This window comes from Janthinobacterium sp. PAMC25594, assembly GCF_019443505.1.
Classification (GTDB): domain Bacteria; phylum Pseudomonadota; class Gammaproteobacteria; order Burkholderiales; family Burkholderiaceae_D; genus Janthinobacterium.
This window is the reverse complement of the sequence record NZ_CP080377.1, coordinates 871,740-895,109: the sequence shown is the minus strand read 5'-3', so window position 1 is coordinate 895,109 and position 23,370 is coordinate 871,740. Positions and strand designations below refer to the sequence as shown.

The following is a 23,370-nucleotide window of genomic DNA, read 5'->3' as shown; positions in this document are numbered from 1 at the left end:
TGGCTGGTATTTCGCATGGTGGCGGGCTCAGTAAAAATGAAAATATCGAGCTTAACAGATTGCCGCTTCGGCAACGACGGCGACGGCCGTATTGCGGTTGCAGGCGCGCGCATATTGCGCCAGCAAGCTGCCGATCTTGTGCTCGATCAGGGCCTGCGCCTCGGCTGCCAGGCTGCCCTGCACCACGGCCAGGTACTGTTCCGGCAAATGCTGGCTCAGCAGCGGCAGCGGAATCGCCACGGCGTCGAGGTTGGCCAGCAGCTTGCCGACGGCGGCAGCCACTTCCGGCTCGCCCCAGTAATAGCGGCAACGGTCGCTCAAACCGTAGCGGCGCATCAATCGCTGTTCTTGCGGCGTGCCCAGGTAATGCTTGATCCAGTGCTTCGGCTTGGCCAGCATCACATCGTCGAGCACCTGCATCAGCTGCGACGTGGCGTGCGCCGGCAGCAGTTCCTGCTCGATCTGGCACAGCGCGTACAGCGCCTCGCGCAGGGCAAAGGTGGCGGCCGGCCCCACTTTCAGGATGGCGAAATGGTCGCGCACCATGGCGTGCAGGGCCGATTCGCGCTGGTAGTCGGTGGAATGGGCTTCGAACACGAGGCCGGGCTGCTCGGCGACGAAGGCCGACAGTTCGGCGGCGGCATCCGCATCGTAATGCTCGATGCTGCTCTGGTCGAAATCGACGCCCGGCTGCACCACCATGGCGATGACGCGGCGCCAGGCGCCATGCAGATCGTTTTCCATGAAGGCGCGGCGGTGCACGTCCAGCGTGCGGTGCGCGGCCTGCGGGCTGGTGACGGCGCCGGCCTGCGCCAAGGACGCTTCGCCGCCGGGAATCGGCACTTCCGTGCCGATCACGTAGACGGGCGGCGCGAAGCCGGCGGCGGCGGCGGCTCCCTCTGCAACGATGCACAGGCGCGCCGAGCGGGCGGCCACGGTTTCATCGTCGAGCTGCAAAGGGTCGTCGGCACAGCGCATGCTGCAATCGAGGTGGATTTTATGAAAGCCGGCCGCCGCATACGCGACGATCAGGGTCTCGGCGTGGGCCATCGCGGTGGCCGCATCGAGGTGCTGCCAGGCGTTCGGGCCCAGATGGTCGCCGCCCAGCACCAGGCGCTCGGTCGGGAAACCCTGTTCCCGCGCCAGTGCCAGCATGGTGTCGCGGAAAACGACCGGCGTCATGCCCGTGTAGCCGCCGAACTGGTCGACCTGGTTCGAGGTCGCTTCGACCAGCAGCACGGTGTCGTATTCGCTGGCCACGCGCATGGCGGCGCGCAGCACGCTCGGGTGGCTGCAGCAGACGGCGTACAGGCCCACGCGTTCGCCGCGGCGGTGCGCCTTGATCACTTGCTGGATCGGAGACAAGGTAAAAGTCGGGTTTTCCACTTGCTTCATCATGTTGACGCCTTGGTATGTTGTCGTATCAAAAGGGCCGCGCCGCGCGCGCCGCCGGCGTCGCCAAAGCGGGGCGGCAAAATGGGCGGCACGTGGACGCCGGGGAACAGATGGCGCTTGACGGCGGCCGGCAGCTTGTCGTACAGGTGCGGCAGCTTGGACAGGCCGCCGCCGAGCACGATGACGTGCGGGTCGTAGGCCAATACCAGGCCGGCCAGCGCGTGGCCCAGCACGTCGAGGTGCACGGCCACCGTGCGTTCGGCCACGGCGTCGCCGATGTTGGCGCGTGCGACGATGGCCAGCGGCTCGGCGCCGTCGCCGCCAAAGTGCGCATGGAGTTTGCGCATGGCGGGGCCAGAGACATAGCGTTCCAGGCAGCCCGCCTTGCCGCACGGGCACGGGTATTCGGCCAGGCCGTGCTGCGCCAGCAGGGTGGCGGGCAGGCTCCAGTGGCCCCATTCGCCGGCCACGCCGTTGAAGCCGCGCAGCAGTTGGCCGCCCACGCAGTAGCCGCCGCCGGCGCCCGTGCCGAGGATGGCGCCGAACATGCTGACGGCATTCCCGGCCGCGCCGCCTTGCGCTTCGGACAGGGCGAAACACTGGCAATCGTTGCCGATGGCGACAGGGCGCTGCAAGGCTTGCTGCAGGGTTTGCGCCACCAGGCGGCCGTTCAGGGCCGGCACGTTGGAACTCAGTTGCCGCCCGCTGGCGCTGTCGATCACGCCGGGCAGGCCGATGCCGACGGGCGCCGTCGTGCCCAGGGCGGCGTCGCCGCGCGCCACCAGGTCGACGATCGCTTGCACGAAGGCGGCAAAATCGTCACCGGGCGTAGCCACCCGTTCGCGGAAAACTTCCGTCAATGCCCCGTCGCGGTCGGCAAAGGCGACCAGCTCCATCTTGCTGCCGCCGATGTCGATGCCGTGAAAGCCCTGGATGGAATTAGAATTGGTCATGGCCATAGATGGTGACGCCCTGCACGACACGGTTGACGATGCCGCCGGCGAATGGATTGTCGGGGCGCAGTTGCAGCAGCGCGGACTGGTGCAGCGCATATTGCTGCGCCATCAGCAGCCACAGCGGGGCCAGCCAGGCGTCGGGCCAGGCCGGCGCGTCGGCTGACAGGTCGGCACCGATGCCCACGGTCAGGCAGCGCTGCGCCACGCTGTCGCGCTGGAGTTCTTTCAATAAATCGTCTTCGTACTGGCGCGCCAGCGGCTTGCTGCTGCGCAGCAGGATCACCAGCGATTCCGTGGTGACGGCCGATTTCGGGCCGTGGCGGAAGCCCAGCGCGGTATTTGCCATCGCCATCACGCGGCCGCCCGTCAATTCCAGGATTTTCAGGGCCGCTTCCTTGGCCAGCGCTTCCAGCGGGCCGCTGCCCAGGTAGACCACGCGTTGCACGGGTGTCGAACCCAGCTCCGCCACGGGCGCCGACCAGTCGCGCAAGGCTTGTTCGCCCAGCTGCGCCAGCGTGTCCAGGCGAGACAGATCCGTATCCTGGCCCAGTACCGACAGGGCCGCCAGCAGCATGCTGCTAAAGCTGCTGGTCATGGCGAAGCCGCGATCGCAGCTGCCTTCGGGCATCAGCAGGTTATACGTATTGCTGTCATTGGCGCCCTGGCGCGCCAGCTTGCCGTCCGCGTTGCAGGTGATATTCAAAAAGCGCGCGCCGGGCACGACCTGGCGCAGCAGTTCCACGGCCGCTAGGCTTTCCGGGCTGTCGCCGCTGCGGGCAAACGAGACGAGCAGGGTAGGCGCATCCGCTTCCAGGTACAGCTCGTGGTGCGTCAGCAAAGTCGTGGTGGCGATGGCGCGGATCTGCGCGGGCCAGGCCGCATTCAGGGTGTCGGCGACGATTTCGCCCACATACGCCGAGCTGCCGGCGCCCGTCAGGATGACGCGCTGCTGCGGATTGGACAGCGCGTCGCCGAGGAAGGCGGCCAGGCTGGCTTGCTCGTTGCGCAAAATGCCGGCCAGCGCGCGCCAGATGGCCGGCTGGTGGGCGATTTCCTCGGCCGTGTGCAGGCCGCCGATGTCGCGCCAGGTTTGAATGTCACGCTGAAGAAGGGTAGTCATGGAGTGTCAGTAAAGTGTTTGTTGGAGAAAGCATAAATACTAAATTTCGAAAAGTCAAATACGAAAGTAAAACGAAAGTAAATAGTTGCATGGCTTGCGAAATAATGTCGGTTTATCTGCTTTCAATCGTGCTGCAGTGCCGCATGAAACCCAGTCGCGCTGCCACCTGTCGCTGAAATGCGACGATAACGAAAGTATGATTTGTGGCATTTTGATGAAACGTAAGAAAAATGCGCCAATTCTGGGTATTTTATTAATAAATTGCCGCTTTAACTTTCTTTTTGTTGACGATATTTATTTTTCTTCTTAAAGTATTTCCATCACTTCGATTTTCTGAAAGCCGCCAGATGAAACCTCTCCCGCTTCCCCGCCGCGCCCTTGCCGCCTGTGTCCTCGCCGCCCTCGCCACCCTGGCCGCGCCGGGCGTGCAGGCCGCGCCTATCGGCAACCTGACAAGCTTGAGTGCCGTGCATGCGGCCGACGTGGCCAAGGGCGAGGCGCTGGGCTGGGATCTGCGCAGCGACACGGGCGTGCAACTGCGTATCAGCCTGCCGCAGGCGGACGTGCTGCGCATCCAGGCGGGCGGCAAAGGGGGCTTGACGGGGCCCGGCGACAAGGCCGCGCCCATCGTCGTGGGCCAGCCTGCCGCGCAGGTGGCGTACCAGATCAATGAACAGCCCGACCATATCCTGATCAGCACCGAGGCCCTGAGCCTGCGCATCGACCGCAAACCCTTGCGCTTTACCTTGTTCCGCAAGGGCGACCTGGTGCCCTTGTGGCGCGAAGTGCAGCCGCTGTCGCTCGACGACAAGCAGGGCGTGCAGGTGCTATCGAGCCTGCCGGGCGAGCGTTACTTCGGCGGCGGCCAGCAGAATGGCCGCTTCGAATTCAAGGGCAAGCAGGTGCCCGTGTCGTATTCGGGCGGCTGGGAAGAGGGCGACCGGCCGAATCCCGCGCCATTCCTCATGAGCTCAAGGGGCTGGGGCATGCTGCGCAATACCTGGTCCGACGGCAATTACGACTTGCGCGACAAGGAGCAGATCTCGCTGCAGCACGCGGAAGGCCGTTTCGACGCGTATTTCTTTGTCGGCAAGGACTTGCGCGACGTCGTCGCCCGCTACACGGACTTGACGGGCCGCGCGCGCATGCTGCCCCGCTGGGCGCTGGAGTACGGCGACGCCGATTGCTACAACGATGGCGACAATGTGAAAAAGCCCGGTTCCGTGCCGAAGGGCTGGACGGACGGCCCGACCGGCAAAACGCCGGACGTGGTGGAAACGGTGGCGCGCCAGTACCGCGAACACGACATGCCGGGCGGCTGGATACTGCCCAACGACGGCTATGGCTGCGGCTACACGAACTTGCCGGAAACCGTGAAGGGCCTGGCCGGCTATGGCTTTCGCACGGGCCTGTGGACGGAAAACGGCGTCGACAAGATCGCCTGGGAAGTGGGCCAGGCGGGCAGCCGCGTGCAAAAGCTGGATGTGGCGTGGACGGGCAAGGGCTACCAGTTCGCCATGGATGCGAACAAGTCGGCCTACGACGGCATCCTGAACAACTCCGACAGCCGCCCCTTCCTGTGGACGGTGATGGGCTGGGCCGGCATCCAGCGCTACGCCGTGGCGTGGACGGGCGACCAGAGCGCCAGCTGGGATTACATCCGCTGGCACATCCCGACCCTGATCGGCTCGGGCCTGTCCGGCCAGGCGTATGCATCGGGCGACGTGGACGCCATCTTCGGCGGCAGCCCGGAAACCTATCTGCGCGACCTACAGTGGAAAAGCTTTACGCCCGTCCTGATGGGCATGTCCGGCTGGGCCGCGGCCGAGCGCAAGCACCCGTGGTGGTTCGAGCAGCCGTACCGCGACATCAACCGCCGCTATCTGAAGCTCAAGATGCGTTTGACGCCGTACATGTATACGCTGGTGCGCGAGGCCGAGCAATCGGGCGCGCCGCTGGTGCGCGGCCTGATGTGGGATTATCCGCAAGACCCGGCCGCCTACACGGAAGCGTATAAATACCAATTCCTGCTGGGGCGCGACGTGCTGGTGGCGCCCGTCTACCGCAGCCAGGCCGTCAGCGGCGGCTGGCGCAAGGGCATCCACCTGCCGCAGGGCACGTGGTATGACTACTGGGATGGCCGCCAGGCCACGGCCGACGCGAAAGGGCGCGACCTCGATATGCAGGTCACGCTGGACAAGCTGCCCGTGTTCGTGCGCGCCGGCGCCATCCTGCCCATGTATCCGGAAATGCTGTACGACGGCCAGAAACCGAAGGACCAGCTCACGCTCGACATCTACCCGCACGGCCATTCCGACTACACCCTGTATGAAGACGACGGCAATACGCGCCAGTACCAGGGCGGCGCCTTCAGCCAGCAAGTCATCCGCATGCGCCAGACGGCCGGCGACGTGCAGGTCGACATCGGCGCCGTCGATGGCCAGTACCAGGGCCAGGAAGCGCGCCGCGGCTATGCGCTGCGTATGCTGGCGGGCCAGGCACCGGCCACCGTGCGCGCTGGCGAACGGCTGATCGCGGCGTCCGCCGACCGCGCCGCCTACGACAAGGCGCTTGATGCCTGGTATTTCGATCTTGCCGACCGGCAAGGCACCCTGCACGTGAAAGTGGCGGCGCAGGATATCCGCCAGCCTTTGATTCTGCAGGTCGCCGGTGCGCTGGCCGTGGCGAGAATCGATGCCGACTTCCCGGCCGCTCCCGTGCCGGGCCGCGCCTTGCCGGCCGACGCCATGCAGGTGGTGGCGCGTCCGGCCGAAGAAAACGGCTATCCGCTGGAAAACGCCTTCGACGGCAAGCCGGAGACCTGGTTCCGCACCGTGCGCAGCCCGTCCGTGAAGAGCGGGCCGCACGAATGGGTGATCGGCTTTACGGAACGGCGCCTCGTCGATGGCATCGAACTGGCGCCGCGCAACGACCAGCACTGGAAACATGGCCAGGTGCGCGATTATGAAATCTACATCGGCGACAACAACGGCGAGTGGGGCGCGGCGCTTGCGCGCGGCACCCTCAAATTGCAAGAGGGTACGCAGACGATCAACTTCCCCGCCACGGCCGGGCGCTTGCTGCGCTTTCGCGTCATGAGCACGCAAAATCCGGAAGGCGATGGCGCCGCGTCCACCGACCCGATGGTGACGGCGGCGCAGGCCGGGCCGGTGGCGCGCGCGTTCGACGCGGCGCTGGCCACCGACGTGGCGCCCGTGACCCTGTCGGAATTCCGCGTGCTCGAGCACCGCGTGGCCGAAGGCGAAGAGGTGCAGCGCTATCTGTCGGACCTGGCGCTGCCGAAGCATATCGCGAAAGACCGGCCGGCCGGCAAGGCGGCCGAGATGCGCATGAACGGGCTGTGGTTCCGCAAGGGGCTCGGCGTGGGACCGGCCAGCCGCATCGACTTGCAGCTGGCGGGCAACTGGAATCTGCTGCGCGCCGACCTGGGCGTGGACGATAGCTGCCGCGGCGCGGGCGGCTTGCAATTCCAGGTCTGGAGCGGTGAGCGGCTGCTGTACGACAGCGGCCTGGTCACGGCTCCCGGGGTGGTCAAACCCGAAATCGACGTGCGCGGCCTGAGCCAGCTCAGTTTGCGCACCTTGGGCGCGCGCGGCGCCCACCCGGCCCAGGTCTGCGGTAACTGGGCCAATGCCGTGCTGACCGGCACGCAAGGCGCGACCGTCAAGTCGCGCTAGACACACTTCACTTCATCATTTCACTAAAAACGAGCCCCTCTTCGGACCGGGGAGGGGCTCTTGCAAGCTGACGAAAACAAATCACTGATCATCACTGATAATAAGGGAGACGGGAATGCACTTGAAAAACTGATGGCCGCCATGGTGGCGGTAGGGTTGGCGTCGACGGCGCTGGCGGCGGAGGAGGAAAAACTGGCGCGTGTCGAAGTGACGGGTTCCAGCCTGAAGCGCATCAACGCGGAAACGGCGTCGCCGGTACAGGTGATCAACGCCAAGCAGATCGAAAACATGGGTGCGCTCACCTTGCTGCAAGTGCTAGACAACCTGCCCGCCGCGCGTCCCGCGCAGCAGGACTTCCGCTCAATGTTCACGGGGTCGGACGGCGGCTCGCAAGCGAACTTGCGCGGCTTGGGGGCGCAGGGCACGCTGGTGCTGCTCAATGGCCGCCGCCTGTCGTTCTATGGCGCACCGGCCGGCTTCCAGACCATGTTCGTCAATATCGACGCCATCCCGGCCGCCGCCATCGAGCGCATGGAAATTTTGACGGATGGCGCGTCGGCCGTGTATGGCTCCGATGCCGTGGCCGGCGTCATCAACGTGATCACCAAAAAATCGTATCAAGGCCTGGAAGCGCGCGCCAACGGCGAGTTTTCGCCCAGCGTGAAAGCCTATGGCGAGCGCCAGGCCAGTGTCTTGTATGGTCTGGGCGACCTGGCCAGCGACGGCTACAACATCTATGGTTCCGTGAACGTCTACCAGCGCGACCGCATCGCCCTGGCCGACACCTGGCAAAAGCGTCCCGCGTATTTTTATGCGAACAATCCGAATTTCATCCCGAACATGCGCGTGGGCGTCGGCAGCGAGCCGGGCGTGATGAACCCGGGGACCTTCTTTGTCTTCGACAAGGCGAAGAACAATGCGCGCACCCAGCGCGCCGCGCCCGGCTGCAACACCAGCATCACCGAGGCGTCGGGTAGCCGCTGCGTGTGGAATGCGCTGCCCAACCAGCTTGACACGGGGCCTACCTCGGAGCGCGCCACGGCCTACCTGAGCGGCCGGCTGAAACTGGGCGGCGACATGGAAGCGTTCGCGGAAGGCGCCTACACCCACATCAAGATGCGCGGCGAGAATGGCCCGTCCAGCTTCAACAGCGGCAGCACGAACAACTGGTTCGCGCGCAACACGGGCAATACCCTGAACACCTTCGTCACGCCTTTCCTCAGCCCGAACAACGTCTACCTGAAGGGCAAGCTCGATGCCGACATGCTGGCCAAGATGGGCGGCGCGGCCGGCTTGAATTACCTGCTGCAGGATGCGACGGGCCACTTCGGCCAGAAGAATGTCGATGAAAACTACCGTGCGCTCGTCGGCCTGCGCGGCAGCATCGGCGGCGGCTGGGATTTTGAAACGGCGCTCAGCGTGGCGGGCAGCCATTCGACCCTGTTCCAGACGGCGAACATCAACATCAAGGGCTTCGAGCAGGCGTTTGGCCCGTTCACGAAAGACCCCGTCAGCGGCCGCACGTATATCTCGGACAATCCCGCCTACAAGTTCGGCGAAATCAGCGACGCCAACGCGGCGCTGGTGCGCGCCGCCTATCCGACCTTCGCCATCGAATCCTGGACCAAGCTGATGACGTGGGACGCGAAGGTCGAAGGCACCCTGTTCAAGCTCGGCGAACGCGAAGTGCGCGCCGCCGTGGGCACCAACATCATGCGCGAGAGCTTTCTCACGCCCGGCAACGCCGATGCGGCCAATGGCCTGATTACGCAGCAGGGCGGTTCCTGGTTCGATGGCAAGCGCACCATCGCCGCCGTGTTTGGCGAAGTGGTGGTGCCGCTCAGCGACACCCTGGAAGTCAACGCGGCCGCGCGCCTGGACAAATATCCGCATTTCGCCGCCAACCTGGCGCCCAAGCTGGGCGTGATCTGGCGCGCGCGGCCCGACCTGATGCTGCGCGGGACCTATTCGGAAGGCTTCCGCGCGCCCAACCTGGCCGAATCGGGCTCGGGCGGCGTCTTTGCGCAGGTGGGCGGCATCCGCGACACGGTGCGCTGTGACGAAACGAACGCCATGGCGCGCGCGCTGATGAAGTCAAAAGTAGCGACGGATGCTGACCTGGGCAAGAGCCTGCTCAATTCGAACTGCTCGACGACGGTGGGCGGCCTGACGCCGCCGAACCAGAACCTGCGTCCGGAAAAGGCCAAGATTTCCACCGTGGGCCTGGTGCTGCAGCCGGCCAAGGACGTGAGCATCTCCATCGATTACTGGTTCATCAACCGCCGCGACGAAATCGTGCGCCAGGACTTCAACGAGCTGTTTACGGAACTGGTGGACAAGTACGGCCCGACCCTGGCCGGCACGTCGAGCGCCATCCGCAACGACCTGACGGATACGGACCGTGGCAATGTGGCGGCGGTGGCGGCCATGTGCGCCAATCCCGCCAACGCGGGCGTGTGCGCGGGCGGCGTGCCGCGCTACTCGGTGGGCAACCTGGGCGGCTTGATCAACTCGTATTCGAACCGTGGCCGCACCCTGATGGACGGCGTGGACATCGATGCGCGCACGCGCTTTGCGCTCGGTGACTGGGGCAAGCTGAGCACCGGCATCGCCGCCACCATCCGCAAGCGCGATACCCACGACAGCGAAGACGGCAGCGACATCAAGGGCAATACCGTCGGCTACTACGATTCGCCGCGCTACCGCGCCACGGTCAACGCCGACTGGAGCTACCGCAACTTCGTCAGCAGCGTGTTCATCAACTACTCGGGCAAGACGCGCTGGGCCTATGGCCCCTGGGACAAGGACAACACGCCGGAGAACTGCACCGCCGCCTCGGTATCGCTGCCGGCCGGCCAGTGCAAGGGCGCGCCGTCGTACACCACGGTGAACCTGGCCTTCAGCTGGAAGCCCATCAAGCACCTGGACGTGGGCCTGAACGTGAAAAACGCGTTTAACAAGCAGCCGTACTACGACCCGAACGGCTGGGAGGGCTACAACCATAGCCAGGACCTGTTCGGCCGCCAGTTTGCGCTCTCGGCCAGCTACAAGTTCTTTTAAAACGTGACCTTGCCCCGGCCCGCCTGTGCGGGCCGGGGTATTGCCATGGAAAAGAAAAACAATATTCCGAAATATGCAATACGAAAGATAAGCGTAAGTGAAAGCAGGCCATCAGGGCTGCTTTCGCATTTTTTTCCCCGGATTTTTGGTCCGTTTCACCGTTCCCGCTCACTTCCCCGCCTACGCGTGTATCTGTCATACCACAATAACGAAAGTTATCTGCCGCGCCACTGATTGAATAGAAAGATAAATCGCGTTTATTTACCCGGTTAAGCGATAAATTTGCGTTATAACTTTCTTTTTGTTGACGATACTTATTTTTCTTTTTAAAGTAATCCCAGGAAAACGAAAATCAGCCGATACGGACTGATTTCCCGAAAGGTGCGGCTGTCTGGCTCTACCTTCCGACGAACACCATAAAAATGGCCTCCCCCCGACTCCGTCCCGGAGCGGGGAGGACGCGTAAAACCCTCGATATAGACGGAGACACAGCATGCATACCACCCGACTCAAATTGCGCGACATCAGCCGCGCCGCCGCGATCGTGATCGCACTGGCGGCCGGCGTGCCAGGCCAGGCCTGGGCACAGTCGAACGCCACGAGTACCATTTTCGGCGAAGTGAGCGCACCGGCCGGCGCCACCGTGGTGCTGGAAAACCTGGCCACGGGCGTGCGGCGCACTTTGACGCCCGATACGTCGGGTCGCTATGTGGCCAACTCCATGCCGCCAGGCCGCTATGCGGTGCGCGTGCTGCGTGCCGGTTCGGTGGAAGCGTCGCAGGAAGTCGAAGCCCTGATCGGCGCCGGCGCGGAAGCGAACTTCGGGCCGGTCGGCGTGGCCGCTTCCGTGGGCCAGGAGCAGACCGTCGTGGTGAAGGCGTCGCGCAACCCGATCGACGTGTCGAACACGAACAATGGCGTGATCTTCACCGCCAAGGAACTCAAAGCGCTGCCGGTCGGGAACGATGTGGCGTCCATCGTGCAGCTGACGCCGGGCGTGGCGCGCGGCACCAACAGCGTGTATGGCAATGCGCCGTCGATCGGCGGCTCGGGCCAGTCGGAAAACGCCTTCTACGTCAACGGTTTCCCCATCACGAATATCCTGACCCAGGTGGGCGCCTCGGAGCTGCCGTTTGGCGCGATCTCCAACCTGCAGGTGCTGTCGGGCGGCTACGGCTCGGAGTTTGGCCGCTCCACGGGCGGCGTGATCAACATCACCACCAAGAGCGGCGGCAACAAGGTCGAATTCGGCGGCAAGGTCTCCATCATCCCCCGTTCGCTGAAGGGCACAACGGAAAACCGGTACTACCCGAACACGGGCGCCAATCCGGGCACGGATGGCACCTTGAAGTACTGGAACCGCGATAACGGCAGCACCAGCAAGGTCGTCGGCTTGTACGGCAGCGGGCCGCTGATCCAGAACAAGCTGTTCGCCTTCGTGGCGCTGGAACAGACGCGCACGGACGGCGGCGCCGTCGCCGGTGCGCGCGACGACTCGGACAAGGTGCAGCCGAACGGCTGGCGCGAGAGCAAGAGCAAGGTTGACCGCATGATGGCCAAGCTGGACTACAACCTGACGGACGACCATCACTTTGAATATACCAAGCTGTATGACCGCACGACTACGGATAGCCAGAGCTATGGCTTCGACTATGCCACGCTGAAACGCAACAACGTGCCTGGCGGCGGGAGCGAGACCACCATCAACTGCTGCGGTTCGTCGGCCGCGCCGGGCGCGAATGTCGACATCTTCAAGTACACGGGCTACCTGACGGACCAGCTGACGGTGACGGCCATGATGGGCGAATCGCGCACATCGCACCGCCGCATGCCGAATGGCTACGATCCGAGCCTGGCGCAGACGGTCTCGAATAGCGATACCCGTGTACCTGGACTGACGTACGCCAATCCGCAGGCGGTGACGGGGACCCTGGTCGACCCATCCTCGGAAGACCGCCAGAAGGCCAAGCGCCTGGACCTGGAATACAAGCTGGGCAAGCACTCGCTGCGTGGCGGCATCGACCGCATCGACGTGGAATCGCAAGTGGGCCTGAGCCTGGCCGGCGGCTACCGCTGGAGGTACGAGAAGGTCAAGGATCCGACGCTCCTGATCAACGGCGCCTTTGAGACGCCGGCCCAAGGCAACGGCTATGGCAAGGATGGCTATTACGTCAGCAAGGAATTGAACGCCAATCTGGCGCGTCCGACCAGCGTGCAATCGGCGCAGTACATCCAGGATCACTATCAGGTCACGGAACGCGTGCTGCTGGACCTGGGCCTGCGCCGGGAACAGTTCACCAACTACAGCACCGATGGCGTGGCCTTCATTTCGCAGCGCAACATGATCGCCCCGCGCGTGGGCGCCACCTGGGATTATCTGGGCGACGGCACCCTGAAATTCTTCGCCAACGGCGGCCGCTACCACCTGCCGGTGCCATCGAATTTGTCGAGCAACATGGCCAGCCCCTTCCTGGCCACCAGCGAGATGTACACTTACACGGGCGTCGATCCCGTCACGGGCGCGCCGACGGGCCTGCACGCGATCAGCAAACCGTATTCGGCCAACAATGCGTATGGACAGAGCCGCGACGCGCGCGAAGTGACGGCCGTTGGCCTGAAACCGCTGTCGCAGGATGAATTCTCGCTGGGCTTCGAACGCGCCCTGAGCAAGAAGCTGGTGGTGGGCGCCAGCGTCCTGTACCGCAAGCTGAACGACACCAATGACGACACCTGCGACGCGCGTCCGCTGCAAGCCTGGGCCACGCGCAACAGCGTCGATACGGCTAACTGGAGCGGCTTTCAGTGCGCCATCATCAATCCGGGCCGCGACAACAGCCTGATGGTGGACTTCGACGATGGCAAGGGCCTGCGCCGCGTGGATATTTCGGCGGCAGAGTGGGGCAACCCGCTGCCATCGCGCACCTATCGCGCCCTGAACATGTTTGTCGAGCACCCGTACACGAACGGCTGGTACGGCAAGCTGACCTACACCTTGTCCGGCCTGAAGGGCAATATGGAAGGCCAGACGGACAGCATCGGCGGCGGCGACGTGGGCCTGACGGTCAGCGACGACCACAAGGAACTGATGTACAACGCGTATGGCTACCTGCCGGGCGACCACCGTCACGCCTTCAAGGCCTACGGTTTCATGCAGGTCATCCCGGACGTGATGGTGGGCGCCAACCTGTCGCTGATCTCGGGCGCACCGCGCAACTGCATCGGCGCGCTGCCCGATAATCTGAAGTTCGAGGGCAATTACGGCGATTCCTACTTCTATTGCAACGGCAAGCCGGCGCCGCGCGGCAGCCAGGGCCGCCTGCCGTGGCAAGCCCAGTTGGATATGAATGTGGCCTATACTCCCAGCGCCGTCAAAGGCCTGAGCCTGAAAGTGGACGTGTTCAACGTGTTCAACAGCCAGACCGTCACCCGCTATACCGAAACGCGCGAAGACCATGGCGCCATCTCCCGCAATTACCTGCAGGTCGATGGACGCACGGCGCTGCGTTCCGTGCGCTTCACGGCTGAATACACTTATTAACCTGCAACCGGCGCGCCGTGCGGCGTGCCGGTGACGATCATTACCAACGGAAGCGAGAAGAGACCAATGACGACACAAATCAATCGACGCAATTTCCTGTCCGCCAGCGCAGCGCTGGCCGGTGGCGCCATGGCCGGCAGCGCCTTGCTGCCTGGCGATGCCAGCGCCGCACCTGCCGCCGGCCGCGACAAGGTCCGCCTGGGCCTGATCGGCACGGGCATGCGCGGCCAGGTGCTGCTGGCCGAACTGGTGCGCCGCGACGACGTGGAAGTGGTTGCCCTGTGCGATATCGAACCGATCATGCTGAAACACGCGCTGGGCCAGGTGGCCAAAGCGGGCAAGCCGCGTCCGCGCACCTATGGCGAAGATCGCGACCAGAAAGCCTACCAGCGCATGCTGGACGCGGGCGGCCTCGATGGCGTGATCATCGCCACGCCGTGGGAATTCCACGCACCGATGGCGATTGCCGCGATGCAGGCGAAAATCGCCGTCGGTTGCGAAGTGGTGGCCGGCATCACCCTGCAAGACCACTGGGATGTGCTGAATACCCAGCTGAAGACGGGCACGCCGTACATGTTGCTGGAAAATGTGTGCTACCGCCGCGACGTGATGGCCGCGCTGCAGATGGTGCGCGCGGGCCTGTTCGGCGAACTGCTGCACCTGCAGGGCGGCTACCAGCACGATTTGCGCGCCGTCAAATTCAACAGCGGCAATCCGGCCAAGCCGTATGGCGGCGGCGTGGAATTCGGCGAAAAGGGCTGGTCGGAAGCCCATTGGCGCACGCAGCACTCGGTCGAGCGCAATGGCGAACTGTATCCGAGCCACGGCATCGGCCCGTGCGCCATGTACACGAACATCAATCGCGGCAACCGTTTTACGCGCATCAACGCCTTTGCCACCAAGGCGCGCGGCTTGCACGACTACATCGTCAAGCAGCCGGGCGGCGCGCAGCATGCGAACGCCAAGGTGAAATTCAAGCTGGGCGACGTCGTCACCACCACCCTGGCGTGCGAAAACGGCGAAACCATCATCCTGCAGCACGATACGAGCCTGCCGCGCCCGTATTCGCTGGGTTTCCGCGTGCAAGGCACGGACGGCCTGTGGATGGACTTGAATAATTCGATTCATATCGAGGGCGTCAGCAAGCCGCACCAGTGGGACGACTTCAAGGCTTACCAGGACAAGTATGAGCACCCGGTGTGGCGCAAATACGCGGCGCAAGCCGAAGGCGCGGGCCACGGCGGCATGGACTTCTTCGTCATCCACGCCTTTGTCGAAGCATTGAAGGCCAACGCGCCGATGCCGATCGATATCTACGACGCCGTCACGTGGAGCGCCATCACGCCGTTGTCCGAGCAGTCGATCGCCGCCAACTTCCAGACTCTGGACTTCCCCGACTTCACGGGCGGCCAGTGGAAAGCGCGCAAGCCGATCTTCGCCCTCGACGGCAAGTACTAAGGTTTCACAACCCGCTACCGCGCCTGCCGCCGTAGCGGGTTTTTTCCATTCCAGGAGACGTTGATGAAACACAGAAGTTCATTGTTCTACGCTGTCCTTCCCGCCATGCCTTTACTGGCCGCCTGCGTGGCCGCGCCCGTGGCGTCCGCGACGCCCGCCAGCGTGGAACTGGCCGGCAATGCCTTCATCACCAGTGCAGACAAGGGCGCCGTCATCGGCGAACATGGCCTGACCGGCTGGAGCAATCCGGCAGCGGTGGCCAGCATGTATTTCCGCGTGGCTGAAGCGGGTCCCGTCCAGGTGGCGCTGGACGCCAGCCTGGCCGATGGCGGCGACAGCACCATCCGCGTGAAGATCAACGGCACGCCGTTCGACGTCAGGCTGGCCGGCAAGGCGCGCAAGACCTACGCCGTCGGTACGGTCAATGTGCCGGCGGCCGGCTATGTGAAGGTGGACTTGCAGGGATTGACGCGCGCCAAGGCCACGTTCGGCGACGTTTCGGCACTGAAGGTGACGGCCGGCGCCGCGCTCAATTACGCGAATGACCGCGCCAATTACTACTGGTCGCGGCGCGGGCCGTCCGTGCACATGGGCTACACGGTACCGGTCAATACCGAGTATTTTTATAACGAGATGACGATACCCGTGGGACAGGACGCCATCGGCTCCTACTTCATGGCCAACGGCTTTGGCCAGGGTTACATGGGCATCCAGGTCAAGTCGCCCAGCGAGCGCTGGATCCTGTTCTCCGTGTGGGACGCCGAGAATGGCGCGAAGACCACCCTGGTCAGCAAGGGCGCCGGCGTGGTTGACAACGCATTTGGCGGCGAGGGCACGGGCGGGCAAACCTACCTTTCATATCATTGGGCGGCCGGCACCACGTACCGCTTCATCACGCGCGCGCGGCCCGACGGCAAGGGCGGCAGCGATTACTCGGCTTGGTTCTTCGCGCCCGAAACGGGAAAATGGCGCTACATCGCCACCTGGAAGCGGCCGGCGATTTCCACGTATTTGACGCGCGTGCATTCCTTCCTCGAAAACTTCATCGATACCCTGGGCCACACGGAGCGCCGCGTCCAGTTCGGCAATCAGTGGGCAAGGAACGTTGCCGGCACCTGGTCGGAAGTGACGGCAGGGCGCTACACGGGCGACGCCACGGCCACCAACGCGCAGCGCATGGATTATGCGGGCGGCGTGGAAAACGGCAAGTTCTACCTGCGTAACGGCGGTTTCTTCGCCGGGTACGTGAAAACCGGCCAGAACTTCACGCGCCCGGCCACGGGCCAGGCGCCCGCCGTCGACGTGAGCGCCTTGCCGATGCAATAGGCGTGGTTTCTCAGAACGGCCGCTTGCCCACCGTCGCTTCGATGCCGCGATAGTAGGTGAGCGGCCGGACTATGGTCACGCCCATCAATGCCGCCGCCTGGATGATGTCGTCCGTGTCGCGCCGGTACACCACCAGCGCATCCATTTCGTCGGAACCGTTGCCGTCGATCTGGATCAGCTCATAGCCGCCGTCTTCCACGGCGCGCTGCGCCAGTTCCGTGTCCAGCCACTCGAAATAGGGCAGCGCGCTACCGCCGCTGTCCTCGAGCATCTCGTACGGGAAGTCGGGGAATTCGTCGAACATGTCCTGTATCTGTTCGTGCAATTCATCGAGCTTGTCGCTCGACGCCGTATAGCAGGCCAGGCGCAAGAGGATCGCCACCGTGTAGGCCTGCGCATCGCTGTCGATCCACTCGTCGCGCGGAGCGGAGGGCGCAGCGGTGATGGCGGTGACGGCTTCGTCGAGTTCCTCTCCTTCCAGTTCACCGCAGGTCAGCTTGGTCAGCAGTTCAGATAGCAGCATGTTTGCCTTTCAATGGTGTGGATGCATGGCCAGGGAGGCCTGCTTGTTCAGGTGTTGCCAATACTATCATTGCCGCGTATCTGGGCGCGCTCTGCAGAACTTGCAACGCGCGCTACGCCGACGGACGCGATCATCATGGCAGTGTTTGCAAAAATCGCGTCAGACAGGCATTTGCAGGGCGCTTGCGCCGCAGCACCGCATGGATATAGAATGCGAATCATTATTATTTGCAAGCTAGGGAGTATGCGACGTGCCGCCTGCCCAACCCGGCGTTCACCAGGAGGTGGGCAGCCTGTATCACGATCACCACCGGTGGCTGCAAGGCTGGCTCAGGCACAAGTTGGGCAACGCCTTTGATGCGGCCGACGTGGCGCACGACACTTTCATGCGCCTGCTCAATCGCGAAGAAAGCATCGCCGCGCGCGAGCCGCGTGCCTTCCTGACGACGGTGGCCAAGGGCGTGCTGGGCAATCTGTATCGCCGCCGCGATCTGGAGGCGGCGTATCTGGACACCCTGGCCAGCCTGCCGGCGCAAAGTGCGCCCGACCCCGAGGCGCAGGCGATTCTGCTCGAAGCCCTGTTCGACATCGACCGCCGCCTCGATGGCCTGGCGCCGGCCGTGCGCCGCGCCTTTCTGCTGTCGCAGCTCGATGGCATGCCGCAGGCGGCCATCGCGCTGGAACTGAATGTCTCGCTGGCCACCGTGCAGCGCTACCTGGTCAAGGCCATGCACCAATGTTTCTTTGCCCAGCCGGTGCCGTGATGGGCGCCCTGACGCCGGAAGCGGCCAGCCTGCAGGCTGTCGAATGGCTGGTGCGCCTGCAGGCCGGCGACGTAGCGCCAGAAGTGGAGCAGGCCTGGCGCGCCTGGCGCGGCAGCGACCCGGAACATGAGCAAGCCTGGCAGCATGTCGAAGGCTGCATGGCGCGCATGCGCGCCTTGCCAGCGCCGCTGGCGCACGGCACGCTGGCGCGCAAGCCCGCGCATGCGCAGGCCAACGCCGCGCGCCGCCAGTCGTTGACATTCCTGGCGCTGCTGGCCGTGGGCGGCGGCGCCTGGATGGCGGGCGGCGATGAGCAGGCGCGCTTCTGGCTGGCCGATTACCGTACCGGTACGGGCGAGCTGCGTCACGTCGTGCTGGACGACGGCACGCGCATCGCGCTCAATACGGCGTCCAGCATCGACGTGCGCTATGACGCGGGCCAGCGCCTGGTGACTGTATTAAAGGGCGAGATCATGGTCAGCACGGCGCGCGATCCGGCCGGCCGGCCGTTTTTGGTGCACACGGCGCAAGGCCGGTTGCAACCGGTGGGCACGCGCTTTGCCGTGCGCGCCGGTGGCGGAGTCACGCGCCTGGGCGTGTTTGCGGGCGCGGTCGACATCATGCCAATGCTGGCGCCAGGCGCCGTGCAAAGGCTGCACCCCGGTCAGCAAACGATGTTCACGGCGAACCGCACGGGGGCAATCGAGGCCTTGCCCGCCGGCGCGGACGCCTGGACGACGGGCATGCTGGTGGCGCACGATATGCCGCTGGCCGAGTTTATCGGCGAGCTGGCGCGCTACCGCCATGGTCGCCTCGCTTGCGATCCCGCCGTCGCGCACTTGCGCGTGTCCGGCATCTACCCGCTGGCCGATACGGGGCAGGTGCTCGACATGCTGACGCGCACCTTGCCCGTCGACGTGCGCCAGAGCACGCGTTTCTGGGTGAGCGTGGTGCCGCATCGGAAGCATCCCTAATTATTTTCTGAAAAACTGAGGGGTTTTCGATTTTCGCGTGACATGGCAAGTGAACCCTTCATTCACTTTCAGGAAAACAGTCCGCATGCCCAGCACAACTCTTATTTACGCTTCTTCCGCTTCCACTGTATGCCGCCGCCGCGTGGCGGCGCTGGCCGTCAGCCAGGCCCTGTGGTTGCTCGCCGCCAGCGGCGCCTCGGCTGCCGCCCCCCTTGCCCAGGCAGCCAATGCGGCGCGCATCGAGCTGGCGATACCTGCCGGCACCCTGGAACAGGTACTGGTGCGCTTCGGCCAGCAGACGGGCACCATGCTTTCCTACCAGGCCGCCGCCTTGGCGGGCAAGCGCAGCGCCGGCCTGACGGGCAGCTACAGCGTGCCTGCAGCGCTGGGCGCCATCGTGGCCGGCTCGGGCTTGCGTGCCCTGCCGCAGGCGAATGGCGGCTATGTGCTCGACGCGGCAGCGGCCGATGGCGGTCAGACCATGCCCGAGATGAAGGTCAGCGCCAGCTTTGATGCGAACGGCGCGACGGAAGGCAGCGGCGCCTATACGACGCAGGCCATGCGCTCGGCCACGCGCCTGGGCTTGTCCGTGCGCGAGACGCCGCAAGCCGTCAGTGTGGTCACGCGCCAGCAGATGGATGACCAGAATCTGCAAACGGTAGAAGACGTGCTGCAAAACGCGGCCGGCATCGCCATCAACCGCTACGACAGCGACCGTACTTCGTTTTTTGCGCGCGGCTTTTCCATCGCCAGCTACCAGTACGACGGCATCCCCACCACGGTCGACAATGCCTACAACGTGGGCGACAGCACGCTGGACATGACGGCCTACGACAGGGTCGAGATCGTGCGCGGCGCCACCGGCCTGCTGACGGGCGCGGGCGAACCGTCGGCCACCATCAACCTGGTGCGCAAGCGCGCGTCATCGGGGCAGTTGGCCGGGAATGCGGCCCTGAGCCTGGGTTCCTGGAACAATGCGCGCGCCAGCGCCGACCTGTCCACGCCGTTGACTGCGGACGGCAAGGTGCGTGGCCGTGTCGTCGCCAGCTACCAGGACAGCGAATCGTATGTGGATCTGTACCACGGCAAGAAGGCCATGGCGTATGCCACCGTGGAAGCGGACCTGGCGCCCGGCAGCGTGCTGATCGCCGGTTATGAATACCAGGATAACCGCCCGCGCGGCGGCATGTATGGCGGCTTGCCGCTGTGGTATGCGGATGGCGAGCGCGCCACGTTTTCCCGCTCCGCCACCACGGCCACCACCTGGAGCCGCTGGTTCAGCACCAGCCAGACGGCTTTTTTGCGCCTGGAGCAAAGCCTGGGCAGCGGCTGGAACCTGACCGCCATGCTGAATCACGGCTGGGGCAATTACTCGGCGGCCGAGCTCTTCGCCAATACCTGGCCGGACAAGGCCACGGGGCAGGGCGTGACGGGCTACGCCGGCTTTTACTCGGGCACGCGGCGCCAGGATAGCGTCGACGCCTATGTCCAGGGACCGCTGCAACTGCTGGGGCGCACGCACGACCTGGCGTTTGGCGTCTCGGGCAGCAACCAGTTCTCCAGCAATCCCGGCATTGCCGGCGGCAGCGTCGACTACGGCAATTTCCATCAATGGCAGGGCGTGACGCCGGAGCCGGACTGGAATAACCCGAATTTCTCGCGCTGGCAACTGCTCGACACGGTGCAGCAGCGTGGCATCTACGGCACTGCGCGCTTCTCGCTGGCCGACCCCTTGAAGCTGATCGTCGGTGCGCGCTACAGCCGCTACAAGGCGGACCACGTCGATGACTGGGGCGGCAGCTACGCCTATGCCAAGCATGCCGTCACGCCGTATGCGGGGCTGGTATGGGATATCGATACGCAGCATGCGCTGTATACCAGCTACAGCAAGATCTTCAAGCCGCAGGGTTACCAGGACCGGTTTGGCCGCTATCTCGACCCCGTGCAGGGCAAGAATGTGGAAGCGGGAGTGAAGGGCGAGTATTTTGGCGGCAAACTCAATGCGGCACTGGCCGTGTTCCGCATCGCGCAGGATGGCCTGGCGCAGGAAGACACGGGCCATTTTGTCGGCAATGCGCTGACGCAGGCGTATTTCTCGGCCTCGGGCACCACCAGCAAGGGCGTCGAACTGGACGTGTCGGGCGAGCTGGCCAAGGGCTGGAACGTATCGGCCAGCGTATCGCACGCCGCGGCAGAGGACAACGCGGGCGCGCGCTTGAACAGCTATGTGCCGCAGACCCTGGCGCGCGTATTTTCCACGTATCAGCTGCGTGGCGACTGGCGCGCCTTGTCCGTGGGCGGCGGCGTGAACTGGCAGAGCGGCGCCTACCGCGATGCGACGGGGCCGAAGGGCACGGAGCGCGTGGAGCAGGGCGGCTATGCCGTGGCCAGCCTGATGGCGAAATATGCGCTGTCGCGCCAGCTGTCGCTGCAGGCGAACGTCAACAACCTGTTCGACAAGCATTACTACAGCCAGCTCGGCATGTACAACCAGGGGTACTGGGGCGCGCCGCGCAATGCCAGCGTCACCCTGCGCTACATTTTTTGATGCATCAGAGCGGCCAGGCCTGCCTGGTGACGGCCACGGCGACGATGTAGGCGAAGACCAGCACGGCGAGCGCGAAGGCGGTGCCGCGCACGGCCGGCGTCTTGCCCCGTTTTAGCGCGATGGTGCCCAGCACGATGTAGGCCACCAGCGCGCACAGCTTGGCGGCCAGCCAGGGCTGGCTGCCCGGCGACTGGCCGCTCCACACGGCCAGGGCGATGGCGCTGGCCAGCAAGGCCGTGTCGATCAGGTGCGGCAGGATTTTTACCCAGCGCTGCTGCAAGGCGGGCGAGGCGCGCAGCATCCAGGCGCCGCGCAAGAGGAAAAGACAGCCGCTGGCGGCGGCGCAACCCATGTGGAAGTGCTTGAGACTCAGGTAATCCATGCGGTGACTTTACAGGCGTTGACAATGGCGCCAGCATAGCCGCCTTTGGCGCGCCGCGCCATAGGTCGCCGGGATAAGGTGCTGGCAACGCAGGAATCCGGCCAGCTCCTTCGTGTGCCGGTGCCGAGTGTGCCAAAAATACCCGCGTTTGTAAAACGCCCGCCATCCAGCCTAGGTCCGCACCCCGCCATCTAGTCACTTTTGCCGATGCGGCTATCCAGATTGCCTTTCCAGAATCACCCTGTGGCCGATAGTGCCTTTCGCCTCTGCCACGTAAGCTGGTCGGGACGGCTGGCCAGACGGCCAGTGCATTCATGGAGAAACATCGTGGCTACCCTAGATGGCACTAAGAACAACAGTAGTAACAAGGCAGTCGAACCGGGCATGCGGCGCAAGCAGGCGTCCGTATTGATCAGCAGTACCTTCGCATTTACCATCTGCTTCGCGGTATGGATGATGTTTGCCGTACTGGGCATCCCCATCAAGACCAGCCTGGGCTTGACGGAAACACAATTCGGCCTGCTGGCCGCCATGCCCGTGCTGACGGGCTCCCTCGTGCGCGTGCCGCTGGGCATCTGGACGGACAAATACGGCGGACGCCGCGTCTTCTTCCTGCTGATGCTGGCCAGCGTGCTGCCGATCTACCTGATTTCCTACGCCACCGCCTACTGGCACTTCCTCGTGCTGGGCATGTTCGTGGGCCTGGCGGGCGGCTCGTTTTCCGTCGGCACGCCGTATGTGGCGCGCTGGTATGAAAAGGAGCGCCGCGGCCTGGCGATGGGCATCTTCGGCGCCGGTAACTCCGGTTCCGCGCTGACCAAGTTCGTCGCGCCGGGCATCGTCGCCGCCTTCGGCTGGCAAATGCTGCCCAAGGTGTATGCGGTCGCCATGCTGGCCACGGCCATCATCTTCTGGCTGTTTTCGTACACGGATAAATCGCACCTGGCGCCATCGGGCGAAAGTTTTTCGGCGCAGATGAAGGTGCTGAAGGACCCCCGCGTGTGGCGCTACTGCCAGTACTACTCGGTGGTGTTCGGCGGCTATGTGGCGCTGGCGCTGTGGATGACGAAGTATTACGTGGCCGAATACGGTTTTGATTTGAAGCACGCGGCGCTGCTGGCTGCCTGCTTCTCGCTGCCGGGCGGCGTGCTGCGCGCGTTCGGCGGCTGGATCGCGGACAAATACGGTGCGGCCAGGGTGACCTGGGCCGTGATGTGGGTGTGCTGGGTGTGTTTCTTCCTGCTGTCGTATCCGCAAACGCAGATGGTGATCGAGACCGTCACGGGGCCGCTGGCCATCCACATCGGCCTGTCGCCGCTGTGGTTCACCGCGCTGCTGTTCATCGTCGGCATCGCCATGGCTGTCGGCAAGGCGTCCGTCTTCAAGTTCATCGGCGATGATTTTTCCGACAACATCGGCGCCGTCTCGGGCGTGGTGGGCCTGGCCGGCGGTCTCGGTGGCTTCATCCTGCCCGTGATGTTCGGCGCCCTGGTGGACTTCACCGGCGTGCGTTCGAGCGCCTTCATGCTGCTGTACGGCACCGTCTGCGTTTCCCTCGTCTGGATGTATTTCTCGTTCAAGCCGCTGCGTGCGGCGACTATCCCTCAACCTGCAGGAGCAACGCTGTGA

At 64.4% G+C, this 23,370-nt stretch carries 14 protein-coding genes; 9 read left to right on the top strand and 5 right to left on the bottom strand.

Annotated features, from left to right (window positions below; all coding sequences use genetic code 11):
* Positions 1–51 precede the first annotated feature (51 nt).
* From KY494_RS03930 to KY494_RS03920, 3 genes are read right to left on the bottom strand one after another with little or no spacing between them, the layout of a single operon-like run.
* Positions 52–1,395, bottom strand: a complete 1,344-nt coding sequence (locus tag KY494_RS03930) for a D-tagatose-bisphosphate aldolase, class II, non-catalytic subunit (protein WP_219891470.1) — start codon at positions 1,393–1,395, stop codon at positions 52–54.
* Complete coding sequence (locus tag KY494_RS03925; protein ID WP_219889985.1) at positions 1,395–2,348, bottom strand: ROK family protein; 954 nt, start codon at positions 2,346–2,348, stop codon at positions 1,395–1,397. Before KY494_RS03925 ends, KY494_RS03930 begins: the two co-directional genes overlap by 1 nt.
* The gene (locus KY494_RS03920) at positions 2,335–3,471 is read right to left on the bottom strand and encodes an SIS domain-containing protein (RefSeq protein ID WP_219889984.1); all 1,137 of its coding nucleotides are present in this window, start codon (positions 3,469–3,471) and stop codon (positions 2,335–2,337) included. Before KY494_RS03920 ends, KY494_RS03925 begins: the two co-directional genes overlap by 14 nt.
* 347 nt (positions 3,472–3,818) lie before the next feature.
* On the opposite strand from KY494_RS03920, the gene KY494_RS03915 reads away from it, so the two are divergent.
* The 5 genes from KY494_RS03915 to KY494_RS03895 all read left to right on the top strand — a co-directional run bounded on the left by KY494_RS03915 (position 3,819) and on the right by KY494_RS03895 (position 16,551).
* Positions 3,819–7,169, top strand: a complete 3,351-nt coding sequence (locus tag KY494_RS03915; RefSeq protein WP_258194650.1) for a TIM-barrel domain-containing protein — start codon at positions 3,819–3,821, stop codon at positions 7,167–7,169.
* 132 nt (positions 7,170–7,301) lie between these two features.
* Positions 7,302–10,229, top strand: coding sequence for a TonB-dependent siderophore receptor (locus tag KY494_RS03910; protein ID WP_219889983.1), 2,928 nt, complete (start codon positions 7,302–7,304; stop codon positions 10,227–10,229).
* Between the two features lie 493 nt (positions 10,230–10,722).
* On the top strand, positions 10,723–13,767 hold the full coding sequence (locus tag KY494_RS03905; RefSeq protein ID WP_219889982.1) for a TonB-dependent receptor: 3,045 nt from the start codon (positions 10,723–10,725) through the stop codon (positions 13,765–13,767).
* Positions 13,768–13,833: 66 nt separating this feature from the next.
* The gene (locus tag KY494_RS03900) at positions 13,834–15,225 is read left to right on the top strand and encodes a Gfo/Idh/MocA family protein (protein WP_219889981.1); all 1,392 of its coding nucleotides are present in this window, start codon (positions 13,834–13,836) and stop codon (positions 15,223–15,225) included.
* Positions 15,226–15,288: 63 nt separating this feature from the next.
* Positions 15,289–16,551, top strand: a complete 1,263-nt coding sequence (locus KY494_RS03895) for a DUF3472 domain-containing protein (protein ID WP_219889980.1) — start codon at positions 15,289–15,291, stop codon at positions 16,549–16,551.
* A gap of 10 nt (positions 16,552–16,561) precedes the next feature.
* Here the strand turns inward: KY494_RS03895 and KY494_RS03890 are convergent, their stop codons facing one another.
* Entirely contained in the window at positions 16,562–17,074 is a 513-nt protein-coding gene (locus KY494_RS03890) for a hypothetical protein (RefSeq protein WP_219889979.1), read from the bottom strand.
* Positions 17,075–17,324: 250 nt separating this feature from the next.
* On the opposite strand from KY494_RS03890, the gene KY494_RS03885 reads away from it, so the two are divergent.
* The 3 genes from KY494_RS03885 to KY494_RS03875 all read left to right on the top strand — a co-directional run bounded on the left by KY494_RS03885 (position 17,325) and on the right by KY494_RS03875 (position 21,359).
* Complete coding sequence (locus tag KY494_RS03885; protein ID WP_219889978.1) at positions 17,325–17,837, top strand: sigma-70 family RNA polymerase sigma factor; 513 nt, start codon at positions 17,325–17,327, stop codon at positions 17,835–17,837.
* Complete coding sequence (locus KY494_RS03880) at positions 17,810–18,811, top strand: FecR domain-containing protein (RefSeq protein ID WP_219889977.1); 1,002 nt, start codon at positions 17,810–17,812, stop codon at positions 18,809–18,811. Before KY494_RS03885 ends, KY494_RS03880 begins: the two co-directional genes overlap by 28 nt.
* A gap of 85 nt (positions 18,812–18,896) precedes the next feature.
* A complete protein-coding gene (locus KY494_RS03875; RefSeq protein ID WP_258194649.1) occupies positions 18,897–21,359 on the top strand; it encodes a TonB-dependent receptor in 2,463 nt (820 codons plus the stop codon).
* 4 nt (positions 21,360–21,363) lie between these two features.
* Here KY494_RS03875 and KY494_RS03870 read toward each other — a convergent pair whose 3' ends face one another.
* The gene (locus KY494_RS03870) at positions 21,364–21,741 is read right to left on the bottom strand and encodes a SirB2 family protein (protein WP_219889976.1); all 378 of its coding nucleotides are present in this window, start codon (positions 21,739–21,741) and stop codon (positions 21,364–21,366) included.
* Positions 21,742–22,125: 384 nt separating this feature from the next.
* Here KY494_RS03870 and KY494_RS03865 point away from each other — a divergent pair, with 384 nt between their 5' ends.
* Positions 22,126–23,370: a nitrate/nitrite transporter gene (locus KY494_RS03865; protein ID WP_219891467.1), complete on the top strand. Its 1,245-nt coding sequence runs from the start codon at positions 22,126–22,128 to the stop codon at positions 23,368–23,370.

What these genes read in the sequence shown, in the direction of transcription:
- KY494_RS03895 (WP_219889980.1), top strand. Translation starts at nt 15,289, where the DNA reads ATGAAACACAGAAGTTCATTGTTCTACGCTGTCCTTCCCGCCATGCCT.
- KY494_RS03930 (WP_219891470.1), bottom strand. Translation starts at nt 1,395, where the DNA reads ATGAAGCAAGTGGAAAACCCGACTTTTACCTTGTCTCCGATCCAGCAA.
- KY494_RS03900 (WP_219889981.1), top strand. Translation starts at nt 13,834, where the DNA reads ATGACGACACAAATCAATCGACGCAATTTCCTGTCCGCCAGCGCAGCG.
- KY494_RS03890 (WP_219889979.1), bottom strand. Translation starts at nt 17,074, where the DNA reads ATGCTGCTATCTGAACTGCTGACCAAGCTGACCTGCGGTGAACTGGAA.
- KY494_RS03915 (WP_258194650.1), top strand. Translation starts at nt 3,819, where the DNA reads ATGAAACCTCTCCCGCTTCCCCGCCGCGCCCTTGCCGCCTGTGTCCTC.
- KY494_RS03910 (WP_219889983.1), top strand. Translation starts at nt 7,302, where the DNA reads ATGGCCGCCATGGTGGCGGTAGGGTTGGCGTCGACGGCGCTGGCGGCG.
- KY494_RS03865 (WP_219891467.1), top strand. Translation starts at nt 22,126, where the DNA reads ATGCGGCGCAAGCAGGCGTCCGTATTGATCAGCAGTACCTTCGCATTT.
- KY494_RS03905 (WP_219889982.1), top strand. Translation starts at nt 10,723, where the DNA reads ATGCATACCACCCGACTCAAATTGCGCGACATCAGCCGCGCCGCCGCG.
- KY494_RS03925 (WP_219889985.1), bottom strand. Translation starts at nt 2,348, where the DNA reads ATGACCAATTCTAATTCCATCCAGGGCTTTCACGGCATCGACATCGGC.
- KY494_RS03870 (WP_219889976.1), bottom strand. Translation starts at nt 21,741, where the DNA reads ATGGATTACCTGAGTCTCAAGCACTTCCACATGGGTTGCGCCGCCGCC.
- KY494_RS03880 (WP_219889977.1), top strand. Translation starts at nt 17,810, where the DNA reads ATGTTTCTTTGCCCAGCCGGTGCCGTGATGGGCGCCCTGACGCCGGAA.
- KY494_RS03875 (WP_258194649.1), top strand. Translation starts at nt 18,897, where the DNA reads ATGCCCAGCACAACTCTTATTTACGCTTCTTCCGCTTCCACTGTATGC.
- KY494_RS03920 (WP_219889984.1), bottom strand. Translation starts at nt 3,471, where the DNA reads ATGACTACCCTTCTTCAGCGTGACATTCAAACCTGGCGCGACATCGGC.